Here is a 12570-nt window from a genome sequence, read left to right as displayed (position 1 = left end):
TCAGACCGACGCCTGCTGGATGAAGCCCGTGGCCGCCAGCAGCCACAAGGTGCCGAAGACAAAGGGCAGCGCTTTGGCGGCCCAGTTGCTGCGGTTGCCGGCGCCGTGCGGCGTGAGCTGGCACAGCCGGTCCAGACCGGCGGCCCGGTAGGCGCGCTCGATGACGTGTGAGGCGTCGAGCGCGGCGTAGATGCTGATGCCGATGACCGCCGACACCGCCATGCCGAACAACGGAAACCCCTTCACCAGCCAGCGGTGCTGGTCGACGTTGAGCGTGCCGTAGGCGGTGAACAGCAGACCTTGCGAGAGGATCAACCACATCAACCGGTGGTTGATCAGGTTGTCCTCATGGGTCCACTGCTCGCGCAGCGCGTTGTAGGAAGAAAGGGCGTTGAGTTGCCTCGGGCTGAGGCATTACAGAAGCCCATACAGGCGGGCGATTCGGACTGCAGTCCGCCTGTCCGGAACACCCAGTTTGGCATTGAGGCGCTGGAATCGGCAGTCGATGGTCTTGGCCTCCAGGTTCAGCGCTGACCCGATGACCTTGCTGCTATGACCTGCCGCTTCATGACTAAGCAGGTTCAAGTCGGCTTCGGTCAGGTTGGAGCCTTGAAGTAGCTCCTCGCGCATGGCTTTCATGACCCAGTGATGCAGCTCCATGGCGAGGGCGCGCGCCAATACGCGGACATGGCTGAACCGAGCACCTTCAAGGATGGCGACGGTCTGGGAGCCAAGGTAAAGCACCCCCACCCTTGACTGGCCTACAAGACTGGGAGCGGGTGCGATCAATGCTGAGGCGAAGCCGCGCGCTGCAGCCGATTCGATGAACGCTTGATCTTCTGAGGTTTTGATCTTCAGATCGCTGGACCGAAACGGCTCGGCATCTTCCGATGCCCGCCGCAACCAAGGGTCACACTCAAACCATCGATGGCTCGCGTAGTCCGCTGCCCATGCGGGATCACATGCCCAGAGAGATCGCATGGAAGACCGGGTTGCGTCATCCCGCAGGCAACTCAGGAAAACACCGGCCTCTGCACCCAGGGCAATCACAATTTCATGGAGCAAGGCGATCACTTCGCCTGTTGATCTGGCTTCTCCGATCTGTGGCAGCAGGTGGAGGACGTGTGCATCCTGACGATCGGCCTGGGCAAGCCGTGAAGTGCTGAGATCTTCAGCCTTGGCAAGCAAGTGCTGCATGGCCTTCTCGCACCAGTTTTCCGAACAGCAGACCATCCTCGAAACGCAGAGGCTCGAAGTCGCACCAGTAGTCAAAACTTTTCTGGTCAGTAAACATCAGCGCCTGTACCAGACGCATACCGACGACCTGGCGTTGTGTCCGCTCAATCAGAAGGCCGTGTGCCGTACGGCGCAGCACGAGCGTCACCGCGTCGTTGTTGCTCGCCAGACGAACTTCGCCAGTGGCCGAGCACTCCTTCTTTTTCCTCGCCCTCTGCGTTGGCTGCAGCGTACGCTGTGCCAGCAGTGCCGCGCGCTTGGCTCCCAACGGACGCGCGGGCTCATCGATGGGATCAAGGCGGCGCCTGCCGCTTGGTCGCTTGGACACCGCACGCGTTGGTTGTGCTACCACCGGATGTTGGAGGCTGTTCATCCCTGCTCCTACAGGTCGGGTTGACCGATAGGCCGCGCAGCCCTGAAGCCGCGCGATCCGCGCATCACATCTCAGCAGATGGATTGGGGAGTAGGGTAGACAGGCGCGCTGCGCAGTGTCAAAGGAAATCCAGAAAGGATGACCAAATCTGCAGCGGGTTCAGTCGGGCTAAACGCACCCGCATCGGTGCGATCGGTCCATCAGGCCACAGCGTGCGGGCTACTTTGACTGAGTGATTCCAGCAGGGAAAACGCGTCGTCTGCACGGTCCACAGGGATGAACAGATGATCGTGATGGTAGGCCGCCACTGCATTGCAGGGAATACCGGCTTTGGCCAAGTGTGTGGAAATCATGGCCAGGAAGCCGATGGCTTCCAAGGACGAGTGCACCGTAAGAGTGATGAGCTTTGCTTCGAAGATGTGCTTCACGTTGGCGCGCACTGCTTGCGACTGCTCCACGATGGCCGTCAATCCTTCCGCTTCCCTGAAAGTGCAGATGGGATCCAGGCCAATGGGGAGTCGCTGGTCGGGGAACGTGCAGTAGACGTAAGTCTCTGGCCGAAGGTCGGGGGCCATCATCTGCTGCAGCCGAATCTGGTTTTTTTCACCGCTCATCTGATGGTCTCCTGCTCAGGGCAACGATGTGAACTTTCGAAGTCGATTATGGGTGTGCGGCGTTCTTGTTGTATGTGCACAAGTGCTCATAAAGACCCAAGACCAGCGTGGTTTAGCGGATTTGACGGCGGGCCAAAGTTCCTAAACCTTGTCGCTGGTGCGGCACGTCCTGCTACCGTCTGGCGCAGCCCGGAACAGCCTTTGCCATAGACCGCTTTCGCCGCCGGGCACGACACGGCAAAGCCTCATGTGAAGGAGTGTCCCCATGGCACCGACTTCCGAAGTCCTCATGGACATGGCCGAGCTTCGCGAGCAGCTGCGCCAGCAAGGCAGCCCGTATAGCGAGCTCTTCAAGTTGCACCCCACACGCGTGTTGTGGGACATCGCGTTCGATTGGCTGCTCATCGCGATGGCGGTTGCTACCGTCGTGTGGCTGAGCCCGTGGATGGCGCCAGTGTCCGTGGTGGTGATCTCGAATCGGCAGCGTGCATTGGGCAACATCCTGCACGACGCGGGTCATCGCAATATCTGGCGAGACAAGCGACGAAACGATCTGATCACCAGGCTCTTGGTCGCGCCCTTGCTGTTCGCGAGCCTGACCCAGTACCGGGAGACGCACTTTCAGCACCACCTGGAATTGGGTCGAACGCAGGGCGATCCAGACCTGATCCCCAGAAACGGGCCACTGCCCGCTCACTGGATCGTCAGCTACCAGCGGTGTGTCTTCCACTGGAGCAACTGGGTGGGCTCGGTTAGTGGCCACATGCTTTCCCCGGAAGTGCGGGTGGTGAGCAAGCTGTACATCGTTGGCTGGTGGGCGTGCTTCATTGGGCTGACAGCGGTCCTGGCCGGCATAGACGTCGCGTGGATTTTCCTGTGCCTGTGGCTGGCCGCTCGTGCAACGCTGTTCCATTGCATCACCACCTGTCGCGAGATGTGCGACCACTTTGGCTTGCTCCCGGGTGGCGTGTTCGGCTTCACCCGTGACATGGTTTGTCACGGCCCCTGGCGCTGGATCATTCATCCGCGCAACAACGGCTACCACCTGACCCACCACCTGCTGCCCGCTGTGCCTTACTACCGCTTGCCCGAGGCGCACGAGTTGTTGCGCAGTCTGCCCATGTTCAAGGAGCGATCACATCAGTGTCGAAGCTACTTCTCGGCACGCGCTGCAGTGACAGCCGAATGGCAGAGCAAGGCGGTGGCGTGATGGAGCGCGCGCTGAACAGCCTGCAGATTGCGGCACTGTTGGTATCGGCCAGCTATGGAATCGGTTTTCTGTTCGAGACCGGCGAGTTGACTTTGACGCACGGCATGGCTGGCAGTATCTATGGCATCGCCACTGACTTCGGCATGCCGGCACTTGCGGTGGTTGCCCCGGCCGTTGTGGTCATCGGGGCTGTCGGTATGGGACCTGTTTGGCAAAGAGTATGGAGCGCATCTGCGCGGGTGGGTCGCTTTCCTCTCCTTGGTCTGGATGGCGGGTGTGTTGGCTGCACAGATCCACGGAGGGGTGGCTGTAGCACGCCTGCTGGGACTGGCCGATCCTTACGGGCTGCTGGTGGTCTTGAGCCTGATCTTTGTTGCCTCGCGGATGGACTTGCGGGTGGCTTCTGGGGTTTTCTCTGCCTGTCTCCTGGCCAGCGGGCTGGTGTTGATCTATGCCCTGTTTTCGTTCGACGGACTGGCGGTTTACACGTTGGCTGTACCCACCTTCTTGGCTGATCTGGACACCTTCGGACCGACCCAGTTCTTGACCATTTCTTTGTCTGTGTGTCTGCTGGTCGTCACGGGAGCCGGCTACCACCAGTTCCTGATGATGTCTGGCCGAAGCGCACGAAGCGCGGTCATGGGTTGTGTATTGGCAGGGCTCGCTCTGCTCTTGATCGGGTTTTTACCTTCGGCCTTGGTCTTGGCCATGGAGACGTCGGGTGCGCTGTCGGACATGCCTGATGGAAAGCAGGTCATTCCGTGGGCTTTGTCCAAAGTGGCGGGCACAGTAGCAGATGGGCTGGGCGCCGGCATGCTGTTGGCGCTCTCCCTGGCGGCTCTTGGATCTGGTGCCGCCATCCTGCGCGCGATGGGCTCTGCACTTGCAGCCTCTCTGCCAGTGCAATGGGTGAGTCAGCCTTGGATGGCATCTTTGATGGCGCTGTTTCTAGGGGCGATGCTTGCCATTCGGGAACAAGGCATCGTTGAAACCATGGTGTCGGTCAACGTCATCTACCTTGCTAGCGTTGGCGTTTGCTTCGTGGCCCTTCTGGCCAACATCATGCTGCCCCCAGAGCAAGCCCGTACCACCATGGCCGCCGGCCTTGCGGTGTCAGGCTTTATCTATGTCATGGGCTGGTTCGGTCTTTTGGACGGACGGGCTGACACGCTGTCGCTGGTTCTCGGATTGTTGATATCAACCTGCGTGGCGTTCGGCCTCCGCTTGTTGAACTGTCACGGAGGAAATCGTGTCACGAAGTCGGGGCGTTGACACCGCGAGTGAAGGCACCTCCGGCGCCTGTGCGCTCACGCTGGCAGGCAAAAGCGCCCGATGGGCCACCTTGATGATCAAAGCCGTGATGTCGTGGGCCAGTGGTGGTTCGAGCTCCCAGTGGTGCCAGTACAGGTCTACCACGACGGCTTCTTCCGGGCACAAATCGATGAGGCGGCCACTGTCCATCAGCGGCCCGGCTTGGGTACTGGGTATCAGTCCGTAGCCCGCACCCATGGCCACTCCTTCCAGAAGGGCGATGGGCGATGGCAAGAAATGCTTGGAATACCGATCAATCGAAAACCCGAACAGACCTTTCAGAAATTCGTCGTGTAGGGAGTCCTTCCGATTGAACAGCACTGCCGGTGCAGCCAAAACAGATGGGACAGTCAGTCCATCCGGAAAGGCATTCCGAGAAAATTCAGGTGTCGAGTAACAACGGTATTCCATCGCACCCAGGCAATCCGCGACAAATCCTTCGGCTGCTTTTACACTGGTTGAAATGCAGCCGATGACTTCCCCGCGAGACAGCAACTGAGAGGTGTGGTCTTGGTCATCGGCAATCACCTCTAAGGCCACCAATTGACTCAATAAAATCTCCTTCAACACCTCCGGAAACCAAGTGGCCAATGAGTCCGCATTGACAGCGATCGACATAGGGATCGGTGCGTGGGGCTTTGGACTGGGGAACAGTTCCCGCAACGCGGAGCCTTCCATTACCCTCATTGCCTTCACGTGACGCAAAAGCACTTCGCCGGCAGGGGTGGGTGAGACGGGTCGTTCACGGAGTACGAGGACCGTGGACAGCGATTCCTCCAACGCCTTGATACGCTGGGAGACCGCACCCCTTGTGATGCTCAACACAGCGGCCGCTTTGTCGAAGCTTTGCTGTTCAATCACCACCGCAAATGTTTCCAACTGATCGCGATCCAGCATGGGGCTCTCCCGGTGTGCTGGCTGACTGCGTTGCCAACCTGCACCATTTAATGGGTGTGCCAGGATATCTGTCGATGTTTTTTGCGTTGTTCGTACATTGAAAAGGTTACGAGCCGTATCCGATGCTGGGCTTCGTTTGGCGGTGTTTCTTTTCGAAATCAGCCGGTCTTGAGAAGATAAGCCTTACTCTGTCATCCGCGTGCTCTCGGTTGAGTGCCTTATCAAAGAGGGGATTGAAGCGCTATGACGTTGAGTCGCGATCATCTGCACAAACACAAAACTTACACGCGGTTGCCATGTGGAATGAATCGGCTGACACGGTGTGGCAACCTATATCGCATGCGCAATGGAGGCACGCGATGTGGCTATTGGTAGCTCGGGAACCCAGACAAGATGCCCCGCAATGGATGGGCAGAAGAGGGCTTGCGGCCTTTGATGCCGTTGTGTGGCCAGCAATGGTCTTCCTGCTGGTTTACATATCTCCGGAGCCACTGGGTGTCTTCGGGATCGTGGCGTCTGTTGCGGCTTTGGCGGCGTCATTCATCCGCCTGCAGCGGGCGATTTGGAACAACCACCGGTATTGGTTCACCACTTGGCGCTGGGGTGGTGTCACACTCGCTCTGATCCTGGTGGGCGTTGCCATCAAGGCTCTCTCTTGAGGTTGGTGCCAGGCGAGCAACAGTGATCCCGAATCGAGCAGGGTCGTGAAGCCATTCAATGCTGTTTCGCCAGATCTTGCGCCGCCAGGGGCGGGGTTGCGCCCAGGGAAACGCATATCGAGTGCGGAAGACACCTGAGCGCTCTTGCCCGAGCACGATCATGAGCATGTCTGCTCTTTTGACATCCGAATCGTGGATGACCAGGTCGCCGACTCTCCATTGCACGGTGTTCGGCTCGTGAATCAAGTCCATGATGCGTCCGATACGTTCACGACCTTCAATGTGTGGCGGTTGGACGAGCCTCGCTCCACTCATCGATCTCGGTGCGTCGCCAGGCCACCGCACGAGGCCCCAGGCGCACAGGGTTTGGGAACCGCTGGTTGGCGATCAGACGGTAGATCGTCGAGCGACCAAGACCCGTGATCCGTACAACGGCGTGCATCCGCAAAAAGACGGGCGAAACCTGATCGGAGTGATCCGATGACGACTCGGGGATTGTGTGCTGCACGGCATCCTCCATTTGCGGCCATGACTTCACTGTAGGCATATAAGGGCGCGGGTTATCTGCTGGATTCACATCCAAATCGTGCTCAGGAGTGGCCGACCGCAGGTGACTGGGCTCCGCGGGCGGGCATCATAATCAACTGCTTCGAGTCAAATGTGATGCCTTGGTGGTGTCACTAACCCATGCGGACCTTGTTCTTGAATGCCAGAAAAACCAAGCACCGACCGCTGCGGTACGCGGTGTCTGGTGTGGTGGTGCTTGTGCTGATATTCGCCCTACACGAGGCAATAGAAGGCGTCCTGGGACGGAGCTTGTCCGCTGCAGAAGTGCTGGGTCTCGCGCTGCTGGTGGCGGTAGCTGCACTTTCTGCCCGCTGGTTTCACTCGCGGCGTTTGCAAAGTGAGGGTCGAAATCTTAAGGACTCCGCGCTCTGGTGAACTGCTGCAGAGTCGTGCGTTGATGCCTGTCCATCGACTTTGAGTCGGGAGACAACTTGCCGTCCTGTGGTGTGTTGTGTTCCGGACACATGCCTCGGTCCGCGAAGATTTTCGGACACGTGTCGGACACGAGCCATCCAGAAAGCAAAAGAGTCAGCAGGCGCTAACCTGCTGACTCTTGATTTACTTGGCTCCCCGACCTGGACTCGAACCAGGGACCTGCGGATTAACAGTCCGACAGAACAAAGGCCTTGGAAACCGCACAAAGCCTGAATTATAGTTTTCATTTATCGCATATGGTTCCCGAAAAACTGTCAATCCAGCGCCCTAATTGAGGCAGTTTCAGGTCTCGAAACTACTGGATATTGGAAATACCATGGCGCTCCACAAGGGCCTTGGCAATGCGCAGCAAAACGGCATCACCGAACTCCTGCAGGGCCGCATTGACTGCCATGCAGACCAGCCGCACGTTTCCTGGCACGTAGCCCTTGGAGCTTTCGATCCGGTCCAGGCTGGGTGCCCAGACGCGCTTTCGGCGTGAACTGATGTCTGCCAGGCTCGTGGCCGCGCCGTGCTCAAAGCTGATTCCGGTCAGCATGCACCTACCCTGAGAAAGCTCTGCGAGCGCCAGGATGTCGTCTAAGGTGATGGTGATCTCCAGCCCACGAGCCCGCGCATTCTTGCGGGCGTTGGCGAGTAGATCTTTGAGTGCTGGCAGAGCCACCGGGCCTGTGTCATCGACGTAGAGCGTGCGCTTGACGTGTCCAGCAGAGTTGTGCCTGAGGATGCTCGCTCTCCACTTGCCCTGTGCTGTTCCGTTCCAGGTGGGCCCTAGCTTCGTCCAGATCTGGCGCTTTGTCTGCGCGTCTTGGGTCACGTGGTAGAGCTGCAACCCCTTGCGAAATACGCCCTTTGGCAAGTCAACATCAGCAGAATGATCTTGCTTCTTGGGCCAGTACCTGCTGCGGTCCACCATTACATCGCCACCCGGTTGGGCGTCACAGTCTCGCGCCAGCGCGCTTTGACGTAGATCTCGGTGGTGGTCTTGTCGCCGTGGCCGCACAGGGCCTGGATCTCTTCCAGCGGCACGCCGGCGAGCCACATGTCGGTGGCGCCCTTGCCCTTCAGGTCCCTGAACCCGAAGCTGGGGATGGTCGCTTGGCCAGCGGCCTTGCGCTTGGCGTTGGCGCGGGAGATGGCTTTCTTGAGGTTGGCGCTGATGCCGTCGTAGGTGTAGGCGTGGCCGTCGCGGTTGCGCACCAGTGGTTGGCGCAGCGAGCGCACGTCTCCCAGGCTCTGCTGGATCAGCGCCTCGAGCTGGTCGTCGACCTCGATCATCATCACTTTTCCGGTCTTGCATTGCTTGAACTTGAGCACGCGCTTGCCGGCGGCGTTGCGGCTGAGCACGGTGGTGTCCCAGTGGATCACGTCGCTCTCTGGCCGCTGCAGGGTGCGGTAGGTGATCTCCATCAGCAGCCGCGTGCTCAGGTGCGCCTCGGCCCACACGGCGCGGTATTCCTCGTGCGTCACATAGCGCTCGCGGCTGGTCTCGCGGTTGCGCTGGATGCCCGAGGCGCGCAGGCATGGGTTGATCAGCAGGCCCGGCACCTTGCTGTTGCGGCACAGCCAGCCGAAGCAGCTGGAGAGCGCCGCCTTCTCGCGGTTGGCGGGCACGGGGCGGCCCATCTGCGCGCCGATCTCAAGGTATTCGTTCACCATGGCCGGCGTCACGTCCAGCGGGGTGATGGGCGGCGCGAAAAACACGCGCAGCGGGCCGGCCTTGCCCTCGGTGGCCGTGCGCTTGCCCTTGGCCTCGCGGTCGGGCGTGCCCCGTATGGCCTGGGTGTAGTCGTCGAGTGTGCGCTGGGCCATGCTGCCGGCCTTCACACGGGCCTCGCAGTGCACCAGGAACAGGTCAAGCCAGTGCACCAGCGTGCCCTGCAGCCCGGCAGGGTCGTTGAACAGGCGCGCCTTCTCGTTCGCCGCGGCCTTGTCTTTGCCCAGGCCTTCCCACTTGCCGGTGCGGTGCACGTAGTAGTAGGCGCCCGAGCGCAGGTAGACCCTGGGCTCAAGGTCTGAGGCGGTGTCTTTGCGGCGGCGGCCCATGGGTGGCATGGTAGCGGGTCTCGGTTGTGGTGTTATGCGGCCTGAAGAAAGAGCCCTTGCTGCGGGCAGCGTGGGGACAGCCACAGGCTTTCGATTCGATCTTTCGCTCCATCAGCATGGGCGGCCTGGTCGATGCGTTGCCAGCCGTTGAAGAGGTGGTCGTAGAGGTCGCAGCGGTAGCCGCTGACCACCACCATTCCCTGCAGTTCTTTCAGGGCGCTGGCCAGCGTTTCGTGGTCTGCGTTGCTGAGTTCGTGCTTGTAGGCGGGGGCCCTGGTGCGCAGGTTGCGCGTGCTGTGGACATACGGCGGGTCCACGTAGTGCAGGGTCTGGTCGCTGTCATGGGTTTGCATCACGGTGATGGCGTTGCGGTTTTCAATGACCACGCCGCGCAGCCGCTGCACGTTGTTGCGCAGGTGGTCGGGGTAGTTCATCCAGTCGTGCGCCGGCGTGGTGCCTGACCGGCTGGAGTTGGCGCGGAAGCCGGTGGATTGACCGCTGGCGCCAGCGGATCCAAAGCCCATGTATGCGCGCACCAGGGTTCTCCGCGCTTGCTCGATGGGGTCGCCTGCCGGGTCGTAGGCGCCCTCAAATTCGCTGCGGGCGAATGGGGTCAGCTCGCAGGCCTGCGCCAGCAGCTCGCCCTTGTCGCGGACCATGCGAAAGAGGTTGACGATTTCTCCGTCGAGGTCGTTGTAGACCTCGGCATAGGACCGTGGCTTTCTCAGCAGCACTGACGCGCCGCCGCCAAAGGGTTCGACATACAAGCGATGCGGCGGCAGGTTGCTGACGATCCACGGGGCCAGCTTCCACTTGCCGCCGTGGTAGCGCACGACTGGGCGAGCAATGGCTTTTGTCACGCCGTCCTCCGGCTGTAAAGCTGAATCAGCGCCGCGCGGTTGGGCGTGGGCCTGGGTGTGTCGGTGTCGTTGGCGGCCGGGGCAGGTCGCTGGCCAGCGAGCACCTGCTCGGCGTGGGCGCGCATCACCAGCGGGCGGCCGTTGGGCCGGGTGTTGACGGTCAGGCCCAGCTCGCGCAGGTAGCGCGCCTTGGCGGCGTTCTGCCGCAGGCCCGAGCAGAGATCGTCCACCTCGGCGTCGGTGAGGTCGGGGCGGGTGGTCACGATGCAGCCTCCAGGTCATCAAGCAGCGGCTTCACCAGCCACACCCAGACCCCCAGCAAGCTGCTCACCGTGAAAGCCAGCTGCTGCGCGAGCAGTGCCCAGTGCGCGTGTATCCACGCGAAGGCGATCCAGCCGGCGTTGCTGGCCAGGAAGGCCACAAACCCCCAGCCGGCGCGCGGGCCGTTGAGGGCGAGCAGCACGGTGCCGAGCACGCCGAAGGCTGCGGCCGTGAGTTCGATGATCAGGGTGGGGTTCATGCGGGCTCCATGCGAAACACCTGCCCGCCGTCGGTGGCCACGCGGGCCACGGCCTTGTCGGCGGCGCGGGTGTATTCGCCGTAGGTCAGCTCGCGCACCTGGCGGCTGTGGGCGGCCACGAGGTCGGCGAGGGCGGTGATCTCCGGGCCGTGCAGGGTGATTGGCTTCCAGGCCCCGGCGCTGCGGCCTGCGCGCTCGCCAATGGCGTCGAGCATGGCGGTGGCCTCTTCGATGATCTCGCGCTGGCCACGAATAACGCCGCCGTCTTCAATGGCCTCGGCCACGTGCCCGGCGGTGCACAGCACGACCCACTGCGCATGGCTGGCGAGGCCGGTCTGGAAGGCCTTGACCGCCCTGTGGCAGGGCGCGAGGATGCGCTCAACCTCGGCGGGGGTCAGCCGCGTGTTGTGCATGCGGGCCGTGGTGATGCCGTCGCGCTTCTCGCTGACGCCTGCAGCGCGCAAGCGGGCCAGGCGGCGGCCGTAGGGGGTGGTCTTGCGGGTCATACTGCCTTCCTGAAAATCTTGGTGAGATCGCCAGCTACCGCATGCCCGCGGTCGAGCAGCAGGCGCGCGATCAGTGCCTGGTCGTGGTGGCTGTGGGTGGCCTGGCGCACGAGGCCGAGGTAGCTGTTGCCGGACTGGTGCAACTGCTCGGCCGGGGTGGCGTCGAGCCGCTGTAGGGCCTGGTGCAGGGTGCGGCGGCGGGTGATGCGCCGCCACGGTTTGATGACGTGGCCCACCATGTCCACGCCGCGTTCCACGGGCTGCAGGATGGTCTTGCGCGGGTTCACGTGCGCGCCCAGCCGCTCGGGCAACCAGGCCTCAATGCGCTCGCGGGCAGCGTTGAGCCACTGCGGGCTTTCGTGGATCAGAACGAAGTCGTCGACGTAGCGGGTGTAGTACCGCGCGCGCACCTGGTGCTTCACGAACTTGTCAAGGTCGTTCAGGTGCACGTTGGCGAAAAACTGGCTTGATAGGTTGCCGATGGGCAAGCCCGTGTCGGCCGGCGCGTTGAACAGGCTCTTGTGCGCCGGCACCCGGGCGAGCAGCTGGGCGCTGCCGCGCACGTCCACGTCGGTGCGCGGGTCGTGCATGAGGATGGTCTCGGCCAGGCTGAACCATTCGGGCTCAGGCACGTGGCGGGCGATCTGGCGCAGCAGCACGCGCTTGTCGATCGCAACGAAGAAGTTGGCCAGGTCCATCTTGAGGTACCACGCTGGCCGGCTCCAGTTGTGCGAGACCGAGCGCACGCCGGCCTCCACGCGCTCGGCCGCGTACAGCGTGCCGCGCCCCGGAATGCAGGCGCTGCTGCCGGCGTCGAACCGGGCAATGAAGCGCGGCGCAATGTGGTTGTGCAACAGGTGGTGCACGATGCGGTCGCGGAAGTCGGCCGCCCACACCTCGCGCACCTTGGGCCGCGTGACCACGAAACAGATGGACCGGCCGGGGCGATACTGGCCGCTGCACAGCTCGGCGTGCAGGCTCACCAGGTTGCGCTCCAGGTGGGCCTCGAACCGCTGGGCGCTGGAGGTGTTGCGCTTGTGGCGGCGGCAGTCGAGGTAGGCCTGCACCAGGCCGTCGAATGAATAGGGTGCTGAATCTGCGGACGGGAACGGCACGGAACTCACAGTCCTTGTTGTTGGTGTTCTGGTTGCCGTTGTTGAAGTTCTGGTACCAGGCGTTGTTGGCCGAGTACTGCGTCGGTTCGCGCGATCCGCATCGCTCTGGAGATGGCCGCTCAGGCCGATCAGCGGGGCAATTGCACCAGACCGGGCCAGCGCGGGCGCTGCGGTGTCTGTGGTGTGCATGTCCGTGGCCTTGTGAGCCAGGGGCGCGACCA

General features: G+C 61.8%; 16 protein-coding genes. 2 read left to right on the top strand and 14 right to left on the bottom strand.

The window, feature by feature from the left end:
* From KIH07_RS17125 to KIH07_RS17110, 4 genes are all read right to left on the bottom strand, one after another.
* A complete protein-coding gene (locus KIH07_RS17125; protein ID WP_226493121.1) occupies nucleotides 1-321 on the bottom strand; it encodes a hypothetical protein in 321 nt (106 codons plus the stop codon).
* A 93-nt stretch (nucleotides 322-414) separates the two neighbouring features.
* Nucleotides 415-1197, bottom strand: coding sequence for a helix-turn-helix transcriptional regulator (locus KIH07_RS17120; RefSeq protein ID WP_226493120.1), 783 nt, complete (start codon nucleotides 1195-1197; stop codon nucleotides 415-417).
* Nucleotides 1172-1609, bottom strand: coding sequence for a hypothetical protein (locus KIH07_RS17115; protein WP_226493119.1), 438 nt, complete (start codon nucleotides 1607-1609; stop codon nucleotides 1172-1174). The genes KIH07_RS17120 and KIH07_RS17115 overlap by 26 nt, the downstream gene beginning before the upstream one ends.
* 200 nt (nucleotides 1610-1809) lie before the next feature.
* Complete coding sequence (locus KIH07_RS17110) at nucleotides 1810-2223, bottom strand: ACT domain-containing protein (protein ID WP_226493118.1); 414 nt, start codon at nucleotides 2221-2223, stop codon at nucleotides 1810-1812.
* 265 nt (nucleotides 2224-2488) lie between these two features.
* On the opposite strand from KIH07_RS17110, the gene KIH07_RS17105 reads away from it, so the two are divergent.
* Both KIH07_RS17105 and KIH07_RS17100 read left to right on the top strand, forming a co-directional pair.
* A complete protein-coding gene (locus KIH07_RS17105; RefSeq protein ID WP_226493117.1) occupies nucleotides 2489-3433 on the top strand; it encodes a fatty acid desaturase family protein in 945 nt (314 codons plus the stop codon).
* 120 nt (nucleotides 3434-3553) lie between these two features.
* On the top strand, nucleotides 3554-4705 hold the full coding sequence (locus KIH07_RS17100) for a hypothetical protein (RefSeq protein ID WP_226493116.1): 1152 nt from the start codon (nucleotides 3554-3556) through the stop codon (nucleotides 4703-4705).
* Here KIH07_RS17100 and KIH07_RS17095 read toward each other — a convergent pair.
* From KIH07_RS17095 to KIH07_RS17050, 10 genes are all read right to left on the bottom strand, one after another.
* Nucleotides 4631-5641: an HTH-type transcriptional regulator ArgP gene (locus tag KIH07_RS17095; protein WP_226493115.1), complete on the bottom strand. Its 1011-nt coding sequence runs from the start codon at nucleotides 5639-5641 to the stop codon at nucleotides 4631-4633. The two genes, KIH07_RS17100 and KIH07_RS17095, sit on opposite strands and share 75 nt — an antisense overlap.
* Before the next feature lie 536 nt (nucleotides 5642-6177).
* Nucleotides 6178-6552 carry a hypothetical protein gene (locus tag KIH07_RS17090; protein ID WP_226493114.1) on the bottom strand — a complete coding sequence of 125 codons (375 nt, stop codon included), beginning with the start codon at nucleotides 6550-6552 and terminating at the stop codon, nucleotides 6178-6180.
* 25 nt (nucleotides 6553-6577) lie between these two features.
* Nucleotides 6578-6742, bottom strand: a complete 165-nt coding sequence (locus KIH07_RS17085; protein ID WP_226494739.1) for a helix-turn-helix transcriptional regulator — start codon at nucleotides 6740-6742, stop codon at nucleotides 6578-6580.
* Between the two features lie 855 nt (nucleotides 6743-7597).
* Nucleotides 7598-8218, bottom strand: coding sequence for a hypothetical protein (locus tag KIH07_RS17080; protein WP_226493113.1), 621 nt, complete (start codon nucleotides 8216-8218; stop codon nucleotides 7598-7600).
* Entirely contained in the window at nucleotides 8218-9357 is a 1140-nt protein-coding gene (locus KIH07_RS17075; RefSeq protein WP_226493112.1) for a tyrosine-type recombinase/integrase, read from the bottom strand. Before KIH07_RS17075 ends, KIH07_RS17080 begins: the two co-directional genes overlap by 1 nt.
* Before the next feature lie 23 nt (nucleotides 9358-9380).
* Nucleotides 9381-10208 carry a DNA adenine methylase gene (locus KIH07_RS17070; protein WP_226493111.1) on the bottom strand — a complete coding sequence of 276 codons (828 nt, stop codon included), beginning with the start codon at nucleotides 10206-10208 and terminating at the stop codon, nucleotides 9381-9383.
* A complete protein-coding gene (locus KIH07_RS17065; RefSeq protein ID WP_226493110.1) occupies nucleotides 10205-10471 on the bottom strand; it encodes a DUF4224 domain-containing protein in 267 nt (88 codons plus the stop codon). Before KIH07_RS17065 ends, KIH07_RS17070 begins: the two co-directional genes overlap by 4 nt.
* Nucleotides 10468-10728, bottom strand: a complete 261-nt coding sequence (locus KIH07_RS17060; RefSeq protein ID WP_226493109.1) for a hypothetical protein — start codon at nucleotides 10726-10728, stop codon at nucleotides 10468-10470. Before KIH07_RS17060 ends, KIH07_RS17065 begins: the two co-directional genes overlap by 4 nt.
* Nucleotides 10725-11234, bottom strand: a complete 510-nt coding sequence (locus KIH07_RS17055; RefSeq protein WP_226493108.1) for a hypothetical protein — start codon at nucleotides 11232-11234, stop codon at nucleotides 10725-10727. The genes KIH07_RS17060 and KIH07_RS17055 overlap by 4 nt, the downstream gene beginning before the upstream one ends.
* The gene (locus KIH07_RS17050) at nucleotides 11231-12349 is read right to left on the bottom strand and encodes an RNA-directed DNA polymerase (protein WP_226493107.1); all 1119 of its coding nucleotides are present in this window, start codon (nucleotides 12347-12349) and stop codon (nucleotides 11231-11233) included. The genes KIH07_RS17055 and KIH07_RS17050 overlap by 4 nt, the downstream gene beginning before the upstream one ends.
* Nucleotides 12350-12570: the final 221 nt, after the last annotated feature.

It is taken from the genome of Hydrogenophaga taeniospiralis (genome assembly GCF_020510445.1).
Lineage (GTDB): Bacteria > Pseudomonadota > Gammaproteobacteria > Burkholderiales > Burkholderiaceae_C > Hydrogenophaga.
The sequence above is the reverse complement of the archived record's forward strand: the minus strand, read 5'-3'. Positions and strand labels throughout refer to the sequence as shown.